Annotated in this window: 25 protein-coding genes and 4 pseudogenes; 14 read left to right on the top strand and 15 right to left on the bottom strand. The window is 63.1% G+C overall.

Annotated features, from left to right (window positions below; all coding sequences use genetic code 11):
• Positions 1-116: 116 nt before the first annotated feature.
• The 3 genes and pseudogenes from ACZY1I_RS09940 to ACZY1I_RS09930 all read left to right on the top strand — a co-directional run bounded on the left by ACZY1I_RS09940 (position 117) and on the right by ACZY1I_RS09930 (position 3,076).
• A complete protein-coding gene (locus ACZY1I_RS09940; RefSeq protein ID WP_463754168.1) occupies positions 117-254 on the top strand; it encodes a hypothetical protein in 138 nt (45 codons plus the stop codon).
• 66 nt (positions 255-320) lie between these two features.
• A pseudogene (locus ACZY1I_RS09935) lies at positions 321-1,483 on the top strand (IS3 family transposase).
• A gap of 339 nt (positions 1,484-1,822) precedes the next feature.
• Positions 1,823-3,076, top strand: a complete 1,254-nt coding sequence (locus ACZY1I_RS09930; protein WP_463754167.1) for an EspA/EspE family type VII secretion system effector — start codon at positions 1,823-1,825, stop codon at positions 3,074-3,076.
• Between the two features lie 393 nt (positions 3,077-3,469).
• Here ACZY1I_RS09930 and ACZY1I_RS09925 read toward each other — a convergent pair.
• Positions 3,470-3,854 (bottom strand): annotated as a pseudogene (locus ACZY1I_RS09925) (integrase core domain-containing protein); the annotation flags it as partial.
• A 33-nt stretch (positions 3,855-3,887) separates the two neighbouring features.
• Here ACZY1I_RS09925 and ACZY1I_RS09920 point away from each other — a divergent pair.
• The 5 genes from ACZY1I_RS09920 to ACZY1I_RS09900 are packed head-to-tail and all read left to right on the top strand — an operon-like array spanning position 3,888 to position 7,925.
• Positions 3,888-4,751, top strand: a complete 864-nt coding sequence (locus ACZY1I_RS09920; RefSeq protein WP_463754166.1) for an SDR family NAD(P)-dependent oxidoreductase — start codon at positions 3,888-3,890, stop codon at positions 4,749-4,751.
• Between the two features lie 13 nt (positions 4,752-4,764).
• A complete protein-coding gene (locus tag ACZY1I_RS09915) occupies positions 4,765-5,334 on the top strand; it encodes a nuclear transport factor 2 family protein (protein ID WP_463754164.1) in 570 nt (189 codons plus the stop codon).
• Positions 5,331-6,410, top strand: coding sequence for an NAD(P)H-dependent amine dehydrogenase family protein (locus ACZY1I_RS09910; RefSeq protein ID WP_463754163.1), 1,080 nt, complete (start codon positions 5,331-5,333; stop codon positions 6,408-6,410). The genes ACZY1I_RS09915 and ACZY1I_RS09910 overlap by 4 nt, the downstream gene beginning before the upstream one ends.
• A 4-nt stretch (positions 6,411-6,414) precedes the next feature.
• On the top strand, positions 6,415-7,020 hold the full coding sequence (locus ACZY1I_RS09905; RefSeq protein WP_463754162.1) for a TetR/AcrR family transcriptional regulator: 606 nt from the start codon (positions 6,415-6,417) through the stop codon (positions 7,018-7,020).
• A 53-nt stretch (positions 7,021-7,073) separates the two neighbouring features.
• The gene (locus ACZY1I_RS09900; protein ID WP_463754161.1) at positions 7,074-7,925 is read left to right on the top strand and encodes an alpha/beta fold hydrolase; all 852 of its coding nucleotides are present in this window, start codon (positions 7,074-7,076) and stop codon (positions 7,923-7,925) included.
• A gap of 5 nt (positions 7,926-7,930) precedes the next feature.
• Here ACZY1I_RS09900 and gnd read toward each other — a convergent pair whose 3' ends face one another.
• Positions 7,931-8,959: a phosphogluconate dehydrogenase (NAD(+)-dependent, decarboxylating) gene (gene gnd, locus ACZY1I_RS09895; protein WP_463754160.1), complete on the bottom strand. Its 1,029-nt coding sequence runs from the start codon at positions 8,957-8,959 to the stop codon at positions 7,931-7,933.
• Positions 8,960-9,104: 145 nt separating this feature from the next.
• On the opposite strand from gnd, the gene ACZY1I_RS09890 reads away from it, so the two are divergent.
• Complete coding sequence (locus tag ACZY1I_RS09890) at positions 9,105-9,938, top strand: adenylate/guanylate cyclase domain-containing protein (RefSeq protein ID WP_463754159.1); 834 nt, start codon at positions 9,105-9,107, stop codon at positions 9,936-9,938.
• Here the strand turns inward: ACZY1I_RS09890 and ACZY1I_RS09885 are convergent.
• Entirely contained in the window at positions 9,890-10,099 is a 210-nt protein-coding gene (locus ACZY1I_RS09885; protein WP_463754158.1) for a hypothetical protein, read from the bottom strand. The two genes, ACZY1I_RS09890 and ACZY1I_RS09885, sit on opposite strands and share 49 nt — an antisense overlap.
• A 440-nt stretch (positions 10,100-10,539) precedes the next feature.
• Between ACZY1I_RS09885 and ACZY1I_RS09880 the strand changes: the two genes are divergently transcribed.
• Positions 10,540-11,232, top strand: coding sequence for a guanylate cyclase (locus ACZY1I_RS09880; protein WP_463754157.1), 693 nt, complete (start codon positions 10,540-10,542; stop codon positions 11,230-11,232).
• A gap of 12 nt (positions 11,233-11,244) precedes the next feature.
• Here the strand turns inward: ACZY1I_RS09880 and ACZY1I_RS09875 are convergent, their stop codons facing one another.
• The 4 genes and pseudogenes from ACZY1I_RS09875 to ACZY1I_RS09860 all read right to left on the bottom strand — a co-directional run bounded on the left by ACZY1I_RS09875 (position 11,245) and on the right by ACZY1I_RS09860 (position 14,669).
• Positions 11,245-11,757 (bottom strand): OsmC family protein, encoded by a 513-nt coding sequence (locus ACZY1I_RS09875; RefSeq protein WP_463754156.1) that lies wholly within the window; start codon positions 11,755-11,757, stop codon positions 11,245-11,247.
• Positions 11,758-12,073: 316 nt separating this feature from the next.
• Positions 12,074-12,615: pseudogene (locus tag ACZY1I_RS09870) on the bottom strand (hypothetical protein); the annotation flags it as partial.
• Between the two features lie 353 nt (positions 12,616-12,968).
• Positions 12,969-13,322, bottom strand: a complete 354-nt coding sequence (locus ACZY1I_RS09865; RefSeq protein WP_463754155.1) for a VOC family protein — start codon at positions 13,320-13,322, stop codon at positions 12,969-12,971.
• Between the two features lie 63 nt (positions 13,323-13,385).
• Positions 13,386-14,669 carry a serine hydrolase domain-containing protein gene (locus tag ACZY1I_RS09860; RefSeq protein ID WP_463754369.1) on the bottom strand — a complete coding sequence of 428 codons (1,284 nt, stop codon included), beginning with the start codon at positions 14,667-14,669 and terminating at the stop codon, positions 13,386-13,388.
• 149 nt (positions 14,670-14,818) lie between these two features.
• Between ACZY1I_RS09860 and ACZY1I_RS09855 the strand changes: the two genes are divergently transcribed.
• Together ACZY1I_RS09855 and ACZY1I_RS09850 are read left to right on the top strand one after the other, a co-directional pair.
• Positions 14,819-15,160: an HNH endonuclease gene (locus ACZY1I_RS09855; protein WP_463754368.1), complete on the top strand. Its 342-nt coding sequence runs from the start codon at positions 14,819-14,821 to the stop codon at positions 15,158-15,160.
• Positions 15,157-15,609 (top strand): DUF6010 family protein, encoded by a 453-nt coding sequence (locus tag ACZY1I_RS09850; RefSeq protein ID WP_463754154.1) that lies wholly within the window; start codon positions 15,157-15,159, stop codon positions 15,607-15,609. Before ACZY1I_RS09855 ends, ACZY1I_RS09850 begins: the two co-directional genes overlap by 4 nt.
• Here the strand turns inward: ACZY1I_RS09850 and ACZY1I_RS09845 are convergent.
• Positions 15,603-15,755, bottom strand: coding sequence for a hypothetical protein (locus ACZY1I_RS09845; RefSeq protein WP_463754384.1), 153 nt, complete (start codon positions 15,753-15,755; stop codon positions 15,603-15,605). The two genes, ACZY1I_RS09850 and ACZY1I_RS09845, sit on opposite strands and share 7 nt — an antisense overlap.
• A 47-nt stretch (positions 15,756-15,802) precedes the next feature.
• Positions 15,803-16,012, bottom strand: a pseudogene (locus ACZY1I_RS09840) (hypothetical protein); the annotation flags it as partial.
• A 192-nt stretch (positions 16,013-16,204) separates the two neighbouring features.
• Between ACZY1I_RS09840 and ACZY1I_RS09835 the strand changes: the two are divergent.
• Complete coding sequence (locus ACZY1I_RS09835; protein WP_463754153.1) at positions 16,205-16,600, top strand: DUF732 domain-containing protein; 396 nt, start codon at positions 16,205-16,207, stop codon at positions 16,598-16,600.
• Between the two features lie 9 nt (positions 16,601-16,609).
• Here ACZY1I_RS09835 and ACZY1I_RS09830 read toward each other — a convergent pair whose 3' ends face one another.
• The 3 genes from ACZY1I_RS09830 to ACZY1I_RS09820 all read right to left on the bottom strand — a co-directional run bounded on the left by ACZY1I_RS09830 (position 16,610) and on the right by ACZY1I_RS09820 (position 17,871).
• Positions 16,610-16,981: a hypothetical protein gene (locus ACZY1I_RS09830; protein ID WP_463754152.1), complete on the bottom strand. Its 372-nt coding sequence runs from the start codon at positions 16,979-16,981 to the stop codon at positions 16,610-16,612.
• Positions 16,982-17,021: 40 nt separating this feature from the next.
• Positions 17,022-17,429: a VOC family protein gene (locus ACZY1I_RS09825; protein WP_463754150.1), complete on the bottom strand. Its 408-nt coding sequence runs from the start codon at positions 17,427-17,429 to the stop codon at positions 17,022-17,024.
• A gap of 70 nt (positions 17,430-17,499) precedes the next feature.
• Complete coding sequence (locus ACZY1I_RS09820; protein ID WP_463754149.1) at positions 17,500-17,871, bottom strand: DUF2255 family protein; 372 nt, start codon at positions 17,869-17,871, stop codon at positions 17,500-17,502.
• Between the two features lie 170 nt (positions 17,872-18,041).
• On the opposite strand from ACZY1I_RS09820, the gene ACZY1I_RS09815 reads away from it, so the two are divergent.
• Complete coding sequence (locus ACZY1I_RS09815) at positions 18,042-19,037, top strand: DUF6670 family protein (protein ID WP_463754148.1); 996 nt, start codon at positions 18,042-18,044, stop codon at positions 19,035-19,037.
• Here the strand turns inward: ACZY1I_RS09815 and ACZY1I_RS09810 are convergent.
• The 3 genes from ACZY1I_RS09810 to ACZY1I_RS09800 form a co-directional block, all read right to left on the bottom strand.
• Positions 19,034-19,600: a dihydrofolate reductase family protein gene (locus ACZY1I_RS09810; RefSeq protein WP_463754147.1), complete on the bottom strand. Its 567-nt coding sequence runs from the start codon at positions 19,598-19,600 to the stop codon at positions 19,034-19,036. The two genes, ACZY1I_RS09815 and ACZY1I_RS09810, sit on opposite strands and share 4 nt — an antisense overlap.
• Positions 19,601-19,697: 97 nt before the next feature.
• Complete coding sequence (locus ACZY1I_RS09805; RefSeq protein ID WP_463754146.1) at positions 19,698-20,240, bottom strand: nitroreductase/quinone reductase family protein; 543 nt, start codon at positions 20,238-20,240, stop codon at positions 19,698-19,700.
• Between the two features lie 53 nt (positions 20,241-20,293).
• Positions 20,294-20,761, bottom strand: coding sequence for a nuclear transport factor 2 family protein (locus ACZY1I_RS09800; RefSeq protein WP_463754145.1), 468 nt, complete (start codon positions 20,759-20,761; stop codon positions 20,294-20,296).
• Positions 20,762-20,782 lie beyond the last annotated feature (21 nt).

The following is a 20,782-nucleotide window of genomic DNA, read 5'->3' as shown; positions in this document are numbered from 1 at the left end:
TTGGTAAATCCCGCCGTCGGCTGACGCTGATGTGTCAGGCCAAAACAGTAAATTTCAAGGCCATGAGTGCTGTCTCTGACTTCTTCACCCAACCGAGCCTGTGGTAGGGCATCCCCATGGGTGCCATTGTCTCGGGCATTGCGTCGTCGATCATCCCCGCGAGGTCGGTGCCCGCCAGCGACAAGCGGAAGTCCGATCCCGACAAAGAAATGCAGGATCGCAAGGGTCTGCTGCACGATCAGGTGACAGTTTGACCTGACCCACCGTGTGGGTTCCAGATTCGGTGACTAACTGACAGCCTGTACGAAGGGCTGACCGTCATGGCGCGCCCGTATCCTGCCGAGTTCCGTGCCCGAGCGATTGCCCTCGTGCGCGCCGGCAAGCCGCAGAAGCAGACCGCTGACGATCTGGTATCCACCCGGTCACGCTGTCCAAGTGGATCGAATAGGACGACATCGACCGCGCAGTACGACCCGGTGTCCCGACGAGCGAATCAACAGAGTTGCGAGCAGCGCGGCGAAGGATCCGCGAGCTGGAAACCGAGCTTGCCATCGTGCGCCAGGCCGCCACGTTCCTGGGTGAGGACAAGCCCCGCCCAAAAGCCTGTACCCAGTGATCGACCGACTCGTCGACGCCGGGGCGCCTGTGGATCGCTGCTGCCTCATTCTCGGGGTGACCCGGCAGAATTACTACAAGCACAAGCGAAAACCGATCACAGCCACTCAGCTGCGCCGGCAGTGGTTGACCGGACTGATCCGCGAGATCCATGTCGCCTCCCGCGGCACCTACGGCTATCGTCGCGTCCACGCCGAACTCGCCCTCGGTATGGGGATCACAGTATGCCCACGCACGGTGTCGGTCCTGATGACGCTCGCCGGAATCTACGGCCTGCCCGGTCCGATCCGGGTCAAATGGTTGCGCGGCGTAGTGACCGCCGATGATCTGGTGAACCGCAAGTTCCACCGGCTGGCGCCAAATGAGTTGTGGGTCACCGCCATCACCCAACACAGGACCCGGGAAGGATGGCTGTACTGCGGTGCTGTCCTGGATGCGTTCAGCCGCCGCATCGTGGGCTGGTCGATGGACTCGAAGGCCGATGCGACGTTGGTGGTCAACGCGTTGGACATGGCCATCCGCAACCGCCGCCCATCACCCGGTGGCATCGTTCACGCTGACCACGGAACCCAGTTCACCTCTTGGGTTTTCGGCGAAAAGATCCGCGCCGCGGGGCTTTTGCCGTCCTTTGGGACGATCGGCGACGGCCTGGACAAAGCCCGGCATGATGGAAAGCTTCTGGTCTTCGATGCAAATCGAGCTGCTCGACCGCCAGAAATGGAAGACCCGCGTCGAGCTGGCCAACGCGATCTTCGACTACCTCGAAATCTTCCATAACCGCCGACGCCGCCACTCCGCGCTCGGCTACCGCACCCCGGTCGAATACGAACTATCCTTCACCAACAACACCCTCACCGCCGCCAGTTAGTCACGGAAAATGGAACCCAACAGGTGGGTCAGGTCAGAACTGTCACCTGATCGCGCAGCAGATCCCCAGTTCATTCGCATGCACTGATGCAAGCCTCTTCCAGTCACTAAAGGTGGAGTTACGGAAGCGGTTAGCTTTTTACGCCTACACGAACAAAGTAAGAAGTCGCGCAAATGTACAGCCCAAACAGCGTGTCGGGATTGGCAGATGGCTATGAGTGCGTTGCACGCCGGTGCGCGTACTCGAAAATTGGTGCGTGATGGGTGGTTGCGGCGATGCTACGGTAACGGACGGCGGGCGTGCGTGCGAAATCGGTGAGGGTTGAGGCGGGGTTTTCTAATGTCGTTCATTGATGCGGGCCGGGTGTTGTTTGCGTTGGGCAATGTGGGTGCGCAGTTCGGTTACCTGGGTTCAGACCCCAAATTTTCGGGGGTCTACATTGCGGCATGTACTACCAACACGGGAGTCTTGGGCGCTGCCCCGGTTAGCTACTTCGCCCGCCGTCGTGCAGTAGACAGCGCGATCAGGTCAGCGTTTCAACGAAATCCGGCGGAATTTGGGCCGGGCGGCGTTCCTACCAAACTTCTGACCCGCCCGCTCAAAGCGCGGGTCGCACGTCCAGTGAACATCATCTTGTGGACCATCAGCGTCGTCGACGCGGTCAGCACCCTGTGGGGTTCCCTCATTCCCGCAGAGGGCGACGAGTTCACTGCGGGCGCCAAACAGTTCACCGCGCTCTCCGATGAATTGGCTTCGGCGGCGCCCGATGACCGCTGGCAGGGCACCACGGCGCAATCATACAAGTTAGCCGACGCCGCATTGCAGAAAATGGCGCAAGCCACGAGTGAACTCGACGTGAAGCTGGCAGCACTGACGAAAGATCAGGCCGAGAAGGTCGCCACAGTGCGTTTGGCCTTCGGGACGCTGAAGGATTGGCTGGTCGTGGCCATCCCTATCGCCTTAGCCTTCGAAATGAGTGACTATGGCAAGGGCTATGCTTTCGCGATTACCGCGGCTCTTGCCGCGGCCGCGGCCATCGCACTCGCCACGACTGTGTCGATGGTGTCTTCAGCGAGGGCCGCAGCGAAGGCGGATCAACTTGGCGATCAATACCGCGAGTTGGCGGGATTGGCGGCGGCGGGTTCGGCGGCGCCAGCCGATGCTGGTGCGTTGGCGGCGTCCGCGGTTGCGGGCTCAGGCGTTGTGCGCGGCCGTGCGGTTGATGGAGCTGAGGGCGGCGACCTGACCGCTGGCGTCGTTGAGCCGCCAGCAGTGGACGTGGCGAGCACGAGTGATGATGATTGGTCCGGACAGGACATAACCAGCGGCGCCCCGGCGGTCACCCAACCAGCCGGGGTGCCGGCAGCAGAAATCAACTGGCGGCGAGACGCCGGACTTAGGAGACGCGTGGCAGCCCCGGCGGGTGCCGCACAGAAACGGGCAGCGGAATCAGAAGCCGACCAAGTGCAGCCCATAGGCGACGTGGACGTTACTCACGACAGCACGGTGTCGGCGGGTAAGCAACGTGGCCCCACCGAGGCAGTCATGACCCCGCGGCAACTCGCATTCATACCCGTGCCGCGCAGCGCCTGAAGGCGATCGCTGCGCGCCGCGGCAGTTACTGAACTGATCGCCAACCGCCGCTACTGTGCAGCCACTGAATCCTCTGGGCCGAGCTAACGAACCGCCTCGGTCTGTTGCATAGCGTTGCACACCGGTGCACGCAGTCGATAGTTGGTTCGTTTGGCGGCCCGCCGATCGCATTGCACATCCCTTTCAGCTCAACGCCAGCCACATCGGCACCCTCGCCGGCGCACCGAAGCTGCCCTTCGCCAGAGCCGGGGAGCGCAGCAACTGGATGGCATCAACGAACAAGATGATGGCACCTCGAGTCGCCAGCCCTACCACCGTATATTCGCAGAGCGCACCGGCATCGCGTCCGGGTCGCCGAGCGTGATGACGGGGACCCGTTTGGTGGTGCAGTCGCTACGCGGCTCGGGATTGGTGGGTCGTGGTCCACTGTAGGGGCGAACTCGGTTGGGGTGAGTTCGCCGCGGGCGAAGTGGGGCCTGTTGGCGTTGAAGTCACGCCGCCAGTCTTCGATGATCACGCGGGCTTGCAGTAGTGAGTCGAAGCGCCGCCCGTTGAGCAGTTCATCGCGTAGCCGGCCGTTGAACAGTTTGATCCATGCGTTCTGCCACGGCGAGCCCGGGTCGATGAAAAGCGAACCGGCACTGTTGAATCGGCACCAATCACGCACGGCGTGCGCCACGAACTCGGGGCCGTTGTCGAAGCACACATAGGCCGGGGCGCCTTGCGGCACGCTTAGGCAGTCCAAGACCGCGACGACGCCGTCGCAGGTCAGCCCTTGCCAGAAAAATTACACGTGTGATTATCTGTACTCGTGGCCTCGCTTGACGGCAAAGTCGCCGTCGTCACCGGAACCAGCCGAGGGGTCGGCGTGGGCATCGCCCACGAACTGCTGCGCGCTGGCGCCACCGTCATCGGTTGTTCCCGTAGGCCATTGGACAAATTGCCCGGTACAGAGACCGAGCCTGACTGGGCAAACCGAAGCGCTCAAATAGTCTGCGACCAAGGCGATTACCGCGGCATCGACACTTTCGTGCAGCAGGTTGTCGACGACTACGGCCGGATCGACATCCTGGTCAACAACGCCGGTGGCACCGTCCCGGCACCACACGTCGAAGACATTCCCGAACTGGTGCAGCGAATGCAGGGCTCCCCGCGAAGCAAGGACGACTTCGAACGCACCGCGCTGTTCCACGCTTTCGCGGTACAGATGAACCTGATCAGCCCGATGTGGTTCGCGATTCGCGTCTGCCGGCAGATGAACACTCAGGATGGCACCGGTTGTATCGTCAACGTCTCCAGCGGTGCCAGCCATCCTGCGGGCGCGCCCACCCTGGTGTCCTATGGCGCCGCCAAGTCCGGGCTAAACCACATGACCCGCTCGCTGGCTCAGGAGTGGGGTCCGAAGATCCGGGTCAACTGCGTGGCCCTGGGCCCAACCATCACCGAGAACTTCCGCGCGTTCGTGCTGCCGAAGGACGACCCGACGGGCACTGACTACTTCAAGAACGTCCCGATGAAGCGGGGCGGTGAACCCGCCGAGGTCGGGCGCACCGTGGCCTTCTTGGCTTCGGGCGCAGCCGATTTCATCAACGGCACCACCATCGAGATCGATGGTGGCATGTTGCCGGGCGTGCTGTACGAGGCGGGTTTGAAGACGATTACCGACCTGATGTGAGGAGGAGGACCAAATGGCATATGACCGTGATGATTTCGACGAGTTCTGGGCCGCCTGGCTGGACGTCAACCGCAGGGGGCAGGATACTGGCGACTGGGGCGTGATGGCCGATTTCTATGAACCCGACGGCACTTACGGCTGGTCCTACTCCCCCACCGACCACTTCATGGCCAACGGCCGCGAGGAGATCCGCGACCTCGCGTTGGGTACCGAGATGCTCGGCTTTCAGGGCTGGATATATCCATACCAAACAGTGCTTTTCGACGATCGGTCTGGACAGGCCTTCGGGCTGTGGCGGCAACTGTCGACCTTCAACTCACCCAGCGGCGAGCCGTATGAGATTCAGGGATTGGGCGGCAGCTGGTTCCAGTACAGCGGAAACCGCAGCTGGTCGTGGCAGCGTGACATCTTTGACGTCGGAATGGCAACGGCCGCAATGGTCGATATCCTGCGTGACGGCAACAACTCACCCGAACTCGATGCACGGATGACTGCCATCCGCGGTGGCAAGCAGCCTGGCCACTACGACTCCTGGGCAGAACTCAGCGCACCCCTGTGGCCCGTCCCCACGGTGCTCACATGAGGCGCGTCATCCAATACTCGACCGGCAACGTCGGCCGGCACGCCCTGCGCATGCTGATCGAGCGGCCCGACCTGGAATTGGTCGGGGTGCACGCGTCCAGTCCGGACAAGGTGGGACGCGATGCGGCCGAATTATGCGGCCTGCCGACAACTACCGGAATCATAGCCACCGACGACGTAGATGCTCTACTCGCATTGAAGGCCGACTGCTTGGTCTACACCTCGCAGGCCGAGACCCGGCCGAAGGAAGCTATGGACGAAATCGCCCGCTTCCTCAAGGCGGGCACCAACGTCGTCGGGTCCTCGTTCGTCTGGATGGTCGCGCCCGAACAGGCGGGCTCGTGGTTGCGTAAACCCTTGCAGCAGGCCTGTTCTGACGGCGACACCACGCTCTACATCAACGGCGTCGACCCCGGCTACTCCGGCGACACCCTGGCCTACACGGCGCTGAGCCTGGCCGGGCAGGCCACCAGCATCACGGTGCAGGAGATCTGCGACTACGCCAGTTACGACGATGCCGAATTCACCGGCGTCAGTTTCGGTTTCGGCACCACACCCGATCACACGCCGGTGATGTTCCTGCCCGGCGTGTTGACCTCGATGTGGGGTGTGCAGGTGCGCAGCCTGGCACGGGACCTGGGCATCGAACTCGACGAGGTCCGTGAGCGCTGTGAGAAGTGGGTGACCCCGGAGCCCATCGATTGCGTGATGATGCACGTCGACCCCGGACAGGTGGCCGCGGTGCGATTCGGCGTCGAGGGCCTGCGCGACGGCGAAGTCGTCATCACCATGGAGCACGTCAACCGCCTCGGCCCACAGACCGCACCCGATTGGGCCTATCCCCCGGACGGCCGACTCGGTGTGCACCGCGTCGTCGTCACCGGCAGCCCGGGCGTCGAAATCAACACGCACCTGGGCGGTTTGGCGGGCGGAGGCACAGACCACAATGACGGTGGAGTGATTGCGACAGCCGCGCGGGTGGTCAATCTGATCGACGCCGTCTGCCGCGCGCCGAGCGGAATTCTTGCCGCGCACGATCTTCGGCCACTCGACCATCTCCATGGGGTGATGCGGTGAACCCGTGACGGCACCGCGCCGGCCACCGGGCGGTGGACAGGCCCGTGCGGAACGCAGCCGTCAGGCCATCATCGACGAGGCCGTCCGCTATATCCTCAAAAAGGGATTCGCCCCGCCCAGCGTGCGTCAGATCACCGAGCGGGCCGGATTGACTTGGGGTGTAGTGCAATACCACTTTGGCGACCTCGACGGCATTTTGATGGCCGTGGTGGACAAGGGTTTTGCCGAACTGATGGAGACGCTCGACGAATTGCCCGCGCGGTCGGCGCAGATGCGGCCCGGAGACCGGCCGGCATTCGTCGTCGAGGCTGTGTGGCAGGCGTTTTCCAGCCCAACCTCGATGGCGGCACTGGAGATCCTGATCGCAACCCGCGGCGAACGCACGGCGAAGGCCAATGCGCACCTGGCCGCGATGACGGCGCGGATGGCCGAGATCGGCCAGCACCTCGGCCCCGGCATCGACCCGGCACAGGCCAGCCGGCTGGGCAACCTCATCTGGGCCACCATCCGCGGTCTGGTAGCGGTTCAGCTGACCTGGCCCAAGCCGTTGGACAGCTCGCGGGACCGCGCGATGCTCGTCGAGGTGATCTCTGCATACCTGGACGAATAGCGGCGCCGCGACCCGTATGCAGCAACATCCCCGAACTAGAGGAGACTCAGCAAATGAGCAGCACCGCCCAAACGGTCGAGTTTTCCGGAGTCGACGGCCTCAAACTGGTTGCCGACGAGTGGAACCGAGGCGCTTGGGGCGATCGGCCGACGATCCTGATGCTGCACGGCGGTGGCCAGAATCGTCACTCATGGAAGAACACTGGCCAGATCTTGGCCGACGACGGATTTCACGTCGTCGCCATCGACACCCGCGGGCACGGCGACAGCGACCGCTCACCCGACGCCGACTATGACGTCGAGACACTGACCGCCGACGTGATGGAAGTGCTGAATCAGATCGCCCGTCCCGTCGTGATCATCGGGGCCAGCATGGGCGGGCTCACCGGCATTCTCGTTGCCGACCGGGCCGGCTCCGACAAGGTCACCAAGCTGATACTCGTCGACGTCGTGCCGCGGTTCGAGAAAAACGGCAGCGCCCGCATCCGCGATTTCATGATGACCAACATCGACGGCTTCGAATCGCTGGAGCAGGCCGCCGATGCCGTCGCGGCCTACCTACCGCACCGGGAAAAGCCGCGCAGCCCCGAGGGACTCAAGAAGAACCTGCGACTGCGTGACGGACGCTGGTTCTGGCATTGGGATCCGGCGTTCATGACCAAGCCCGGAGATGATCCCGAACTGCGCACCGAGGGCTTCGAAGAAGCCGCCGCACGCCTGACCATCCCGGTCTTGCTGATCCGCGGAAAGCTGTCCGACGTCGTCAGTCCCGAAGGCGTGCAGCACTTCCTGAGCCAGGTACCACGGGCGGAATTCGTCGAACTGTCCAACGCGGGGCACACCGCGGCAGGCGACGACAACGACGCCTTCAGCGAAGTCGTGGTGGCGTTCGCCGAACGCGCGTAGGCAGGTTAGCCGGCCAGTCCCGGCTTCTCCGCGTGTCCGCCGAACTGCTTGCGCATCGCCGACAACGCCTTATTGGCGAAATCGTCGAGATCACGAGAGGCGAAGCGGGACTGCAGGGCTGTCGTCAGCACGGGCGCGGGAACTCCCTCGTCGATTGCTGCGATGGAAGTCCAACGGCCCTCCCCGGAGTCGGAGACCCGTCCCGAGAACTCGCTGAGGGTGGGCGACTCGTGCAGGGCGATCGCGGTCAGATCAAGGAGCCACGAGCCGATGACACTGCCCCGCCGCCACACTTCGGCGACCTCTGGGATGTCGAAGTCGTACTGGTAGCACTCGGGATTGGACAGTGGCGCGGTTTCGGCATCGCCCGCCGCGATCCGCTTGCCGATGTCGGCGCAGCGCAGGATGTTCAGCCCCTCGGCGAGCGACGCCATCATCCCGTACTCGATGCCGTTGTGCACCATCTTGACGAAGTGCCCGGCACCCGCCTCGCCGCAGTACAGATACCCCTGCTCCGCCTGGGCGACGTCGCCGTCCCGGCCGGGTGTGCGCTCGGCGGCCTCCACACCGGGCGCGATCGTGGCGAACAGGGGTTCGGCGTGCTCGAACGCGTCCGCGTCACCGCCGATCATCAGGCAGTAGCCGCGTTCCCGACCCCACACCCCGCCACTGGTACCTACATCGAGAAGACGAATACCACTCTCTGCCAACTGCTTTGAATGCTTGAGGTCATCGCGGTAGTACGAGTTGCCGCCGTCGATCACGATGTCACCGGGCTCCAGGGTGGCGGCGAGTTCCGAGATCACTCCGGAGGTGATGTTGCCCGCGGGGACCATCACCCACACCACACGCGGAGCGGTCAGCTTGTCCCGCAAGTCCGCCAGCGACGAGGCGCCGGTGATGTTGTCCTCGCCCGCAATCGCCTCAACAGCGTCCGCGCTGTTGTCGTAGACGACACCCTCGTGACCGTCCGCGACAACGCGGCGGATGATGTTGGCACCCATCCGGCCCAGACCGATCATGCCTAGTTGCATCTTGTTTCGTCTCCTTAGAGGTGGTCCGGTAGAGCGAGATGCCAACTACGCCGTCGGCCAGCCACCTCGAGGTGCGGATGGCAAGACCCAACCCTAGACACTGGGTCTGCGGCCCGACAAGGTTCAGTAATGGCGGCCTGTCAGGATGGTTGGCATGGATGACGCGCTGCACATCGCGCTCTACATCCTGGGCGGGATCGCGGTGGTTGAAGCCGGCGGGCTCGTCGTGCTGTGGCAGATGCTCAAACGCAGCCGTCAGGAAGTCGCGGAGCTCCAACACCGGGCCGACGTCCGCACCCGGCTGTGGACCGGCGGCCGCGAGGCCGTCAAGACCGTATGGAACACCGCGAACATCGTGCGCAAAGAGGGTTTCGGTGCCGCCGTGCGCAGCAACATCGAGGACCTGGCCGACTGGGCGGAGGTCGAGCGTCCGGATCTGGCCCGCGTCACCCCGGACGGCCGGGTGGTGATCTTGTTCTCCGACATCGAGGAATCCACCGCCCTCAATGAGCGGATCGGCGACCGCGCGTTTGTGAAGCTCATCAGCGCACACGACAAAATGATCCATCGCCTGGTGAAGCGCCGGGAAGGCCACGTGGTGAAGAGCCAGGGCGACGGATTCATGATCGCCTTTTCCCGCGCCGAGCAGGCGGTGCGGTGCGGCATCGAGGTACAGGACGAGCTTTACAAGGACGGAAAACGTAAGCGGCACCACGAGATTCGGGTCCGAATCGGCATCCATATGGGCCGGTCGGTACGCCGGGGCGATGACCTGTTCGGTCGCAACGTCGCGATGGCCGCACGGGTCGCCGGAGAGGCCGTCGGTGGTCAGATTCTGGTGAGCGAACCTGTCCGGGATGCCGTCTCCGACTGCGAGGACATCAGCTTCGACGACGGCCACGAGGTCGAACTGAAGGGGTTCTCCGGTAGCTACAGGTTGTTCGAAGTAGAGCCCGAACCCGATCCCGACCGGGACTGAAAGCCCTCGGCATCGCTTTCGGCCAACCGCTCATGTAGCCGCGACCGAATCTCGTCGGGCGTGTAAGCCTCGCGTTTGCGTTGATCGCGCGCTACCAGCGCACCACCGGCGACGACACCCGCTGCACCGGCCAATCCGACCCACTTCCACTTGTTGCCCATGCGCCCAGGCTATCGGTGCGTGGGGTGGTTCTGTCCACGAGTTGATTCATAAACGAGCCTGTTTGAATTTCCAGAAATAGACGACAGACAAGGACGGCGAGGTTGATTGCGTTGCCGGGGCGGCGGCATTGGCGCAGTATTTGCCAGTTCTCATGCGGGCGAGACCCAAGACCTCCCGATCACCCGGGAAACGGCCCAGCAAGAGGGGCCGGTCCGGTCAACCATCCACCACAACCCGCCGACACCCTCGCCGCAAACTGGTGAGGATGGCAGCCAGAGCGATCTGGCCCCTGCCGGACAAGGGGAACGCCCCGCCCTACCCCGCAACAGACCCCACCGCTACACCTGGGGACGTCGGCGGCACAGGCGAACAAGCAACCCCCCCAACGATTCACCAGCCCGTGTGCTGTGACCTATGAATCAACTCTTAGAGTGCTGGCGTGGACTCGAGCACGCTCACCTTGGACAAAGCGCTGGCCGAAACCCGGACCGGCGATCTCTGGCTATTTCGCGGCGGTTCCCGGCCTGACCGCGCCATCCAGACGCTGACGAACGCCCCGGTGAACCACGTCGGCATGACGGTGGCCATCGATGACATGCCGCCTCTGATCTGGCACGCCGAACTGGGCGACAAGCTGGTCGACGTGTGGACCGGCACCAATCACCGTGGCGTGCAGCTCAATGACGCCCGGCAGGTCTTCGAGCAGTGGACCGGCCGCTACCAGCAAAGCTGCTGGTTGCGTCAGCTGACGCCGTACGCCAACCACGAGCAAGAGAATGACCTGCTGAAGGTGATCGCTCGAATGGACGGCACCGCATTCCCCACCACGGCCCGGCTGACGGGCCGGTGGCTGCGCGGCCAGCTGCCCACCGTCAACGACTGGTTCCGCGGAATCCCGTTGGTGGACAAGAAGGTTAAGGAACACACCGAGCGCCGCAGGGACGAGCAGCGCAAGATGGGCCTGGCTACGGCCTACTGTGCGGAAACGGTCGCGATCACCTACGAGGAAATGGGATTACTGATCACCGACAAGGACACGAACTGGTTCGACCCAGGGAGGTTCTGGAGCGGTGACACCCTGCCATTGGCGCCCGGCTATCAACTGGGCAAGGAGATCACGGTCGAACCCTGACACTCGGTGACGTCAGCCGATCTCCACCCGGGTGGTCACCGGGGTGGAATTGCGGGTCAGGTCCAGTACCGGACAGTGCGCGTCGACGGCATGCTGTAGCTCGCGATAGCGCTCCGGCGATTCTGGTCCGCTCACCTTGATCACCACGCGAACCTCCTGGAATCCGGCGCGGACGTTGTCGTCCAAGCCGAAGACGCCGTGGACGTCCAGGTCGCCCTCGGCGTGCGCGGAGATCTCATCAACCGCGATACCCAGCTTCTCGGCCCAGAACCGCCAGGTGACGATCTGGCAGGACAGCAGCGAGGCCAGGTAGTACTCGACCGGATTGGGTGCTTTGCCTTCACCGCCCAGGGGCGTCGGTTCGTCCACCTCGATCTGATATTGGCCGAGGCTGATAGTGCTGGCCACCGCACCGTGCGCCACGGCGGAAGCGCGAAAGACCACGGCGGCGTTAGCCCGGTTCTCGGCGACGGCTTCCCGGGTGGCGGCGATGACGCCCCCGAGGTGGGTTGTCGTTGATGTCACAGGAGGGCCCCTTCCGGTTTCGACAATCGTACAAATCGATGGCCGTTGAATCGACTCTCGCGCTCATCGTGAGGCCAACCGCCTTCTTAGAAACCCTGCCAAATTCTTTTCGATCGAATTGCGGAGCGGCAATTAGCGACATGACTGTGAAACGAAGTACGCCCGCGACGCATTGTGATGTGTCCCACAATTGCGTCAACGGGCGTAGCTGCGCCTATCCAAATTAATGTGATCCAGGTCGCAAATCTATCTTGTTGTGTAGATCACTTTGTCGCGGTTGTTACGAGTTCGGCATTTCGGGATCGCCGATGGGTGCAGGCTCGGGCGCGGGTTCTGGCGCCAACTCGGGAGCCGGCGGGGCCGGTTCCACTGCGTCGACGAGAACGACAGGCTCATCCGGGGCAGGCAAATCGCCGACCGCCATATCCCAGTCCTCCGCGGGCAGGAACATGTGGTGGGTGAATTGTGCCTGGTAGGCACCCCCGCCACCAACGCGGACGCCGCCGCCTTCACCACTGGACACCGGGGTGCCGTCGGGCAGGGTTACCGCGGTGTGGCCACCGTTCCAACCGATGACCAAGGCATTGGGGGCCATGCCGTGCTGGAAACCACGGGCCGCCAGAGCGGACTCTTCATTTCCGGTATTAAAGCGACTACCGAATACTGGCCGCTCGCTTGCAGCATTCGCGACCCACGATGCCAGTCCTGAGCAGTCGGTCCCCGCGGGGGAGTCGCCACCCGGAACATACGGGGTTCCAGACACCTGATTAACGAGTGCTAAAAGCGTTGCTAGAGCAATCATGAGCAGAAACCTACCGACAATATGCATAAGAAATCAAACATTGTGGTTTTTATCACCAGCATTCCAACAATGGCCGTTTGACCTGCACATACACCAGACAAGTAACGGTCTTATCTATTAATGAAACAGAAGTGATTACCGTTGAAAAATATAACACTTAGCAAATTACGCTACTGTCGGTCTATGCACGTTGAACAGGGAAAACATCGACATTGAGTTTGTATTGGCAACGCAGGTAGTTCATATGAAAGGCATGGTAGAGGCCGCCAAGCCATCAGAACGGCCCCTGACAAGGGCGTGACCAGGGCTTTATTCCCAGGCCAGCGTATGGCCTCGATCACAGGATCGGCTGGCCATCGACCCGTCTAAGCGCAGGTGTTCGCCCACCACCGCCGGGTGCGAGGCTGCGTCAGTCGCGGTGCTGAACGACATTGATCAGATTGCCGTCCGGTGCTCGAACAAAGAAGCGGCGCACACCCCAGGGTTCGGTCGTCAGCGGATGGACGATTTCATAACCCGACTCCTGCGCCTCGGAGTACGCACGGTCGACGTCGTCGGCGTGCACCGACATCACCGAGCCTTCACGGGCCGTCGCATCCCCGGTCACTAACTGGACGTGCGCCCCGGTGTCCGGGTCGGTATATCGGGCCACCCAGCCGAGGTTGAACTCCTCGGTGCTCAGCCCGAGGTAGTCCGTGTAGAACGTCTTCGCTGCCTCGATATCGGCAACTGGCAGGTTGACGGTGATTCGCTTGGCACGCATGGGCGTCTCCTGAGTCGGCGATCTTTCGCAACCGGTCAACCAAGTCTGCTCCAACAGCCAGTTTTACCTGGTGGTCGTGGTAGTCGGCGAAGGTGACGCCAGGGACAGGCCGGCGTAGATCTCGTCGAGAACCGCGGGCAGCATGGCGTTCGCCGTTGTCTTGCCCTCGGGCGAGAGCGTCAGGTTGGTCCAGATGACCAGGGTGACGTCATTGTCCGGGTCATATCCCATGAATGAGTTGAAGCCGGGAAGCTCACCACCGTGGTAGTACATCGCGGCGTTGGGGCCGAAACGCTGATAGGAAATCCCGTAGCCGTATTTCTGTCCGTCCGGCGCGGCGGGATTCTCGGCTTGCAGGCTCGCCAGCCACTGTCGCTGAAACTCAACATTGAGAACCTTGCCGGAGACCAGTGCCCGAATCCACGTCGCCAGATCGTCGGCCGTGGAGATCGCCCCTCCGGCGGCGGTGGCATAGGAGGAATTCTGATTGGTGTAGTCGATCGGTTTCAGCGTCCCGGCCTGTGCGGCAGCCTGCAATTCGGCGGGGTAGGGGTCGTCGCCCAGCGCGAAGCCGCTTCCGCCATACATGTATCCGTGTGAATACGGCGCGGGGATCGATGTGTCGTCGACGGCGGGAAGGGATGTCTGGCCCAGTCCCACCGGACTAAACAATCGTTCCCGGAATTGTTGCGCCAACGGTGCGCCGCCGGCCTTTTCGGCGATCAAGCCCAACAATGCGTAGTTGGTGTTGCTGTACTCATACGAGGTGTCCGGCGCGAACTGTGGCGGGTGCGCAAACGCGATGTCCAACACTTCCTTCGGCGTCCAGGCCTTGCCCGGGTCGGCGTCCATGCTGACCGCGAACGCGGGGTCAGCCGTGTAGCCGTAGAGGCCGCTGCGCATCTTCAAAAGCTCTGCGACAGTGATGTTCTGCCCGTTCGGCACATCAGCTACGTAGGCCGAGACGGGGTCGCTGAACTTGACCTTGCCATCCTGAGCGAGCAGTAGGATCAACGCGGCCGTCATCGTTTTGGTGTTCGACGCGATCCGAAAGTGCGTGCCCGCTTGCGGGGGCGTCTGTGTGCCCAGTTCAGTGCTGCCAACTGACGCGTCGAATGTTCCCTGCGGGGTGCGCAGCAGAACCATCGCGCCCGGCACCTTCATTTTCGTCGCGGCGGCTTCGACAACGGTCCGAAGAGCCTGTGGATCAATCTTTTTCAGTGCACGCTCTTTCGGTGCGGGGCTGGTCGCAGTGGTGGTGGCCGACGATGCTGTTGGTTGTTCCCCCGAGCGCGAACAGGCTGGGATCGACGCCGCGACACAGATCGCTAGAACAGCGATACGCATGGGTCGCGCCGCGCGGAAAAGGATGGTCACCGCCGGAGCGTAGCCGAATGCGAAATCGAAGTCGTTGAATAATCTCCGCCAAACATCACGGAATCAACCGCATTTCGCTGCCCGAGTTCACCCGTCTGGACGGTTAGCGTTTTCTGGTGGTGTTATCCCGGCGCCCAACTCGCGCGCAGAGATATGCTCGCCGCCGGAAACGGCGGCTGGCCAACCATGTCCATGACCTCACTGAAGCTCAATGGGCAGCGTTGAAGTCAGCGTGGGGCAAGTGCGCCTACTGCGGGACCGTCGGAACCGGGCTGCAGAAAGATTGCATGCTTCCCATCGCCAATGGCGGTCGGTACACCCTGGCCAACGTGGTGCCCAGTTGCCCGTCGTGCAACGCAAGCAAGTGCGACTCCGAAGTCACGTCATGGCTGCGGCGCAAGAAGTTGGACGAGCGCAACTTCCTGCTGCGTCAGGCCGAGATCGTCCGGTGTATCGCGTGACGGAATCCAGCGAGCCGTCGGACACCGCGCGGCGTCCCAACCAAGACACCTGGATCAGCAACTGGGTCGGAGTCACGGCCGCCCTCGTCGGACTCGCCGTGACCGTGTTGGCCGCGGCAACAATCGACCACCCCAAGTTCATCGCCTTGTGCGCCGTCACTGTCGCGATGGTCTACGGCGTCTACCTCGGCTTCGCAATCAAGGGCGGCTCGGCACGCGACCTCCTAGTCGAGAGCCTTTTCGTCGGCGTCGGCCTGGCCACCGCGATGCTGGGTCTCCTGTACGGAGCTGTGTGGTTGGCGGTCGGTTTGGCACTGCACGGACTGTGGGACCTGCTTCACCACCCACACCGGGTGGTCATCGGGACAAACGGTGTGCCCCGCTGGTATGTGCCGTTCTGCGCGGTCTACGACTTCACCGCCGCGATAGCGGTCCTACTCATTCATTGAGGTTCCAGACCGATCAGATCGGGGTCCAGATTCCGTTGTTCCAGAATCCCCAACCCTGGTTGAGCGGGTTCCACATCAGCTGAGCCCCAGGCGCCCATGACGGTTGCGGAGGCCGCGGCGACGCCCACCCGGGCGGGGGTCCCCATGGCCCCCAACCTGCGAAGCGGCCCGAATCTTGCCAGTCGTGGCACTGATTCCAGTTCCAGTTGTAGATGTCTTGCCAGCCCGGGTCCCAGAAATCACCCGGACACCAGTGGCTGCTCGGCGCGGGGGCCGGAGCCGCGTGGGCTGTCCCGCCGGCGAGTCCGAAAAGGGACCCAGCCAACAACCCAGTCAATGCGGTCCCGAGCACTGCGTTCAGAGACCGCCGGAACCACGGCCCGCTGCGCTTTGAAGTCGCCATACCTCAAGAATTTCCCGCTGCAGGAATCCAGGCAAGTACCAATTCCTGCCGGTGCGCTCGGCGACGACCGCGTACTCGACCCGCAACAGCGAGAAGTATGCGAACTTTGCTCGCTAAAATGCAGTGGAGTCTCGTCGACTTGCCTGGCGCTGTGCACCGGACGCGTCGAAATCTAACTAGCAGGGGGATGCCATGGTGCTCAGGGTTCTAGCGCTGGTAGCGCTTTCAGTCGGGTTGGCCGCGCCGGCCTACGCGGACTCCAAGGACGATGCATTCCTCACCAACCTCGACACCTCCGGCATGAATTACGGAGCGCCAGACAAGGCGATCCAGGTCGCCAAGACGGTCGTCTGCGGGTCGCTCGACGCGAACCCCCACGCCAGCAACGCGGATCTGATCGCCAAGGTCGTCGACGCCACCAAGTGGCCGTCGCTCAACGCCGCCTACTTCACCGGTGCTGCGATCCAGGCGTACTGCCCGCAGTACGGCAAACTCGAGGCCCCATCACTGCCCAGCAGGGCTCCTTCGGCGCCCAGCACGGCTCCCGCTACTCCCAGCCCTACCACCCCGAGTTCTCAACCGGCGTAAACGCGCGGCCTAGTGCGGCGACGACTCGCCTCCGAAACTCCTTCGCGTCTCGGCAACCGCGCGCCTGACCTCGGCGTTCTCGCGCTTGGCAGCGGCTGCTTGGCGGGTCGCCAGATCGCCGGCACGTTGCATTCGCTCGCGCTGACGTTGCTCGGTCGCCCCGTCGCGTTGATCGGCCAGCAACTCACGCTCGTCCGCCGCTAACTCGCGGTCATCTGCAATTCGATCCCGCTCATCGGCGACGCGATCACGTTCGTCAGCGACCCGCTGGCGCGCCATGAGCGCGTTCTCGCGCAGCGCGAGAGCTTCGTCGCGCATATCGAACTCACGAGGGCGAGGGTCAAACGCGCCCTGACCGTCGACACGGTCCCCGCCGGCCACACCTCACCCTAGCGCCGCGCACGGTCGCCAGCGCGATGTGCTAGTCGGCAGACAATCCGAACTTGGCACGAGCGCCGTCCGTCACCGGGGTAAATAAGTTGACGAGGTTGCCGTCCGGATCAGGGAACAGCAGAGCCCGATTGCCCCAGGGCATCGTCGTCGGCACGGTGACAATCTCATCGACCCGCCTACGGAGTCGCTCATACTCGGCGTCCACATCCTCAACCAGGAATTCGATGATCGCGCTGCGATTGGCGGCCGGCTGGGCGGATCCCGCTCCGAACAGCGGTACGGTCTTGTCGCTCCCGATGGCGAGCGCTCCGACCGGCGTCGGAATCTCAGCGAACAGTTCATTGCCCCATACCGCGGAAGTTTCGGTGACCATCTCGTAGAAGGCAACCAGGCGACTGACATCGGCTGTGATGATGCGGGTCGAAACGAATTTCATATGCCCTCCTGGTCGATTTGTCTTCGACGAGAAGGCTAGGCGGCCGCACCGACAATTCAGGCCGGCGCGATTAGCTTCGGAGCAACCGAAGCGTCGTCGTCGCGGCGTCGTCGCCGACCATGTTTCCGGTCGAACCGCCCCCGTATTTGCCGCGGTAGGCGCTATCGACGTCTTCGCGCAGCCCCGAAGGGCCCACACCGACGTCGTCGATGCGCACGCCGACTTCAACGCCAGGGACGCGCACACGTCCGCTTTTCGTCCTCAATGCAAGGCCGAACCACCCGGTGTCCCTGCGATACCAGGTGCGGACGTAGACGTCTCCGGCAACACACACCGCCCAAATCGGGGTCCACGGCCGAAGCGATTCATCCGCACGGCGGACCGCAATCTCGAGTTCGCGGGCGACGTCGACGAGAGCGAGCTGCTCCGGTGTCCAGCTCATGGTCCGGAGCGTACACATCAAGCGAGGCCGCTCCGGGGCGCCTGTGTAGCGTCACCACCATGGCACCAAATCCCCTTTGGCGCGCCGTTACACCTGCGCTTTACCGCACGGCCTCGTTGCTGTCCGGGACGGCGATCCGTGCATCTTCTCGGCCATTTTCACAGCCGTCAATGCTCAAACCGCATGTCGGCGGACACCGCTACGGGTGGACGCACTACGGCGTGATGATCCCCGACCTGCCCGAACCGCATCGATACTTCAGCACGATGGTCATCGCCGGTCTTCCCGGTGCCACGGCCCTCGACAACGATGCGGCGGTCACCACCAGTCCGCGGGACACGGTCACAGTGTCTGTTTCCACCGCCGCGCCCGGCGCGGCCCTGTTCCGCGCACTTTCGATGACCGAGGAGTGCGAGCTCGAGCCCGACGGCTCGCTACTCGATTTCGGCGGCGACGTGATTATCACCGGCACCTACCCGGACATGCAGATCTCGGTCATCTCAGGGGATTTCACCGCCGAGCTCAGTGTGTCCGGCACAGATCAGGTCGCTTGGTTCGTGCGGAATCCGGCCTACGATCACCTGAGTCTGTGCGCGAAGTATGACGGCTGGATCTCCGTCCAAGGCGAGCGCACCCAGGTATCGGCACTCGGAACTTTCGAATACGCCGCCTGCGCGGGGCTACACGGCCTGCTCGACCGTTCACTCCCCCGGTCGGCCAAAGTCCCGGTCGACTTTTTCACCTATCAAGTAATCGCTGTCGATCACCGGTCACACCTGCTGTTGGTCGATATTCACGCGATCGGCAAACCGTTGGTGACCATGGCGTACCACCGCTCACTCGGCGGACCGACCTGGGTCACCCACAGCGGCGTCCGATTCGAAGTGACGGAATACGCCGCCGAGACCACGACGGATCCTTATGGCAACCGAATGCGGCTACCGGTCCGCTTCAGTTGGACGGCCGGCCGCGATCTAGCCGTCGAAGGCATCGTCGACTCGCTACCCCGATTCGGTGTCGGTCGCGGCTACATCCTCGGCTACCAGTGCCACGGACATTTCCGCGACCAGCATTTCGTAAGCCGCGGCTATATGGAATACATCGACACCGAGGCGGCCAACCGTGCCGCGCCGGACTTCCTCATCCCAGCCTCGTCGCCGGACTAACGACGAGGCTGATAGCGGAGTAAAGCAGTCCCGTCGTCGAAGACGCGGTGCTCGACGAGGCTCAGGTCGAGGCGCACGTCGTCCGGCAGGGCGCGTAAGCCGCCGCCGACGATCTTCGGAACGACGAAGAACTCAAACTCGTCGATCCGGCCGGCCCGGATAGCCGGGCCCGCGACGGTCGGCCCAAAGATCGCGACCACGCCTGTCGCGCCTTCCACAATCTGCTGCAACTCGTCCAGGCTCAGATCGTGCACGAGGCGGTCCTTGCCCGACCCGAGGTCGTCGCGCGTCATTGTCGACGACACCACCACCTTGTGGATGTCCCGCCAGCGCCTGGCGAACTCCCGGTCGGCCGCGGGAAAGTCTTCGTCGTCGCGGACGGTCTCCCAATATTGCATCAGCGCATAGGTTTTGCGGCCCAGCACCTCGGTCGACACCGCGGCCATCCGGTCGATGTGAGCGGCGAAGACCGGATCGCCGGGAGCCGACCACTGGAAGTCGCCGTCGGCGTCGGCGACGTAGCCGTCAAGTGACACCGTCGCGGTGTACGTCAAAATCCCCATGCCGTGCTGGCCTCCTCAGGCTCGACTCTGTCCGACAACGTGACTGCCACCGATATGGACTCGCGCGCTCCGCCGAACTCATCGCGCGGGTGCAGCGTCATTTCGCGGGCGTCAACCGCATCACCGGAATCGTCCGCGCCTCACCACTTCGCTTGTCGTGCAACGCGAATACGTGACTTAGCCGGTCGACGGCGAGCTCGTAGAGCCGATCCCGGTCGGCTGCAACGGCTTCCGTTGCCAGGAAAGAACCCCCTCGAGACCCGATGCGCAACTCACATTCGGGGTGAGCCTTCAAGTTGTAGTACCACGCAGGATGCGCCTTCCCGCCGTAGTTCGACGCGATCAGTACCACGTCATCACCATCGGTGAAGTACGCGAGTGGAACCTCTCGACGTTGCCCACTTCGGGCCCCCACCGAAGTCAGCACCACCATTGGCAAATTGAGGCTCAGCTTCAAGCGCCCTCCGGTGGCTTTGATGAACGGCGCTTCGATGGGCGCACCCACCTTCCGCCAAGCGGCCAAAAACGTCTTACTGAGAAGGATGGGACCGCCCAACCACCACCACATTCGACGTCTCCATGGCCCGCGGTTCTGCAAGTCGACGCGGGCGATGCCCTGGATCGTGTCTCCCGACTTCATCGGGTGATTTTAGGAGCCCGGGAGCGGATCCGCACCAAGCTCCTGGCGACGTCTCACCAACTGATGTCCGGCCGCCACATCTCGTAGCCGTTCTCACGGATGATCAGCCCGTCCTGGATATGGAAGTTGTGAACGACTCGAAGCGCAACCCGAGTGCCGACCGGCAGCGGGTGATTAGGAAAACCCTTGCCATCGATCAGTTTGAACGTCATCTCGAGGTCATCGAAGACCCGCTTGGGCGTGGCGTAGCGCTCGACGGGGACGACCCTTGTCTCAGCACAGCTTTCGAAGATCTTCGCGTAGTTCGCGAGCACGTCTGTCTTGCCACGATGAATCACCCTGCGGGACGGCACCTCCCACACAATGTCGTCGTGATACAGGTGCTCGAGCATCGGGAGCTGCTCGGGGTTTTCAAATTGGAAGTGCCAGTGAGCCAGCCACAACGCATGCTCGGTCGTGCCAACTTGCGGTGGCGAGTCCCAGTCAGCGACACCGGGCACCGCTGTCGACGAACTTCCCATGCTGCTCTCCAAACACAAGGC

It is taken from the genome of Mycobacterium sp. IDUB_37 (assembly GCF_055419245.1).
This window is presented reverse-complemented; position numbering and strand designations above follow the sequence as displayed.

What these genes read in the sequence shown, in the direction of transcription:
- ACZY1I_RS09860 (WP_463754369.1), bottom strand. Translation starts at nt 14,669, where the DNA reads ATGCGTATCGCTGTTCTAGCGATCTGTGTCGCGGCGTCGATCCCAGCC.
- ACZY1I_RS09805 (WP_463754146.1), bottom strand. Translation starts at nt 20,240, where the DNA reads ATGAAGTCGGGAGACACGATCCAGGGCATCGCCCGCGTCGACTTGCAG.
- ACZY1I_RS09865 (WP_463754155.1), bottom strand. Translation starts at nt 13,322, where the DNA reads ATGCGTGCCAAGCGAATCACCGTCAACCTGCCAGTTGCCGATATCGAG.
- ACZY1I_RS09885 (WP_463754158.1), bottom strand. Translation starts at nt 10,099, where the DNA reads ATGGGCAACAAGTGGAAGTGGGTCGGATTGGCCGGTGCAGCGGGTGTC.
- gnd (WP_463754160.1), bottom strand. Translation starts at nt 8,959, where the DNA reads ATGCAACTAGGCATGATCGGTCTGGGCCGGATGGGTGCCAACATCATC.
- ACZY1I_RS09810 (WP_463754147.1), bottom strand. Translation starts at nt 19,600, where the DNA reads ATGGGGATTTTGACGTACACCGCGACGGTGTCACTTGACGGCTACGTC.
- ACZY1I_RS09910 (WP_463754163.1), top strand. Translation starts at nt 5,331, where the DNA reads ATGAGGCGCGTCATCCAATACTCGACCGGCAACGTCGGCCGGCACGCC.
- ACZY1I_RS09930 (WP_463754167.1), top strand. Translation starts at nt 1,823, where the DNA reads ATGTCGTTCATTGATGCGGGCCGGGTGTTGTTTGCGTTGGGCAATGTG.
- ACZY1I_RS09915 (WP_463754164.1), top strand. Translation starts at nt 4,765, where the DNA reads ATGGCATATGACCGTGATGATTTCGACGAGTTCTGGGCCGCCTGGCTG.
- ACZY1I_RS09845 (WP_463754384.1), bottom strand. Translation starts at nt 15,755, where the DNA reads ATGGGGACCCCCGCCCGGGTGGGCGTCGCCGCGGCCTCCGCAACCGTC.
- ACZY1I_RS09820 (WP_463754149.1), bottom strand. Translation starts at nt 17,871, where the DNA reads ATGAGCTGGACACCGGAGCAGCTCGCTCTCGTCGACGTCGCCCGCGAA.
- ACZY1I_RS09940 (WP_463754168.1), top strand. Translation starts at nt 117, where the DNA reads ATGGGTGCCATTGTCTCGGGCATTGCGTCGTCGATCATCCCCGCGAGG.
- ACZY1I_RS09900 (WP_463754161.1), top strand. Translation starts at nt 7,074, where the DNA reads ATGAGCAGCACCGCCCAAACGGTCGAGTTTTCCGGAGTCGACGGCCTC.
- ACZY1I_RS09835 (WP_463754153.1), top strand. Translation starts at nt 16,205, where the DNA reads ATGGTGCTCAGGGTTCTAGCGCTGGTAGCGCTTTCAGTCGGGTTGGCC.
- ACZY1I_RS09825 (WP_463754150.1), bottom strand. Translation starts at nt 17,429, where the DNA reads ATGAAATTCGTTTCGACCCGCATCATCACAGCCGATGTCAGTCGCCTG.
- ACZY1I_RS09890 (WP_463754159.1), top strand. Translation starts at nt 9,105, where the DNA reads ATGGTTGGCATGGATGACGCGCTGCACATCGCGCTCTACATCCTGGGC.
- ACZY1I_RS09815 (WP_463754148.1), top strand. Translation starts at nt 18,042, where the DNA reads ATGCTCAAACCGCATGTCGGCGGACACCGCTACGGGTGGACGCACTAC.
- ACZY1I_RS09800 (WP_463754145.1), bottom strand. Translation starts at nt 20,761, where the DNA reads ATGGGAAGTTCGTCGACAGCGGTGCCCGGTGTCGCTGACTGGGACTCG.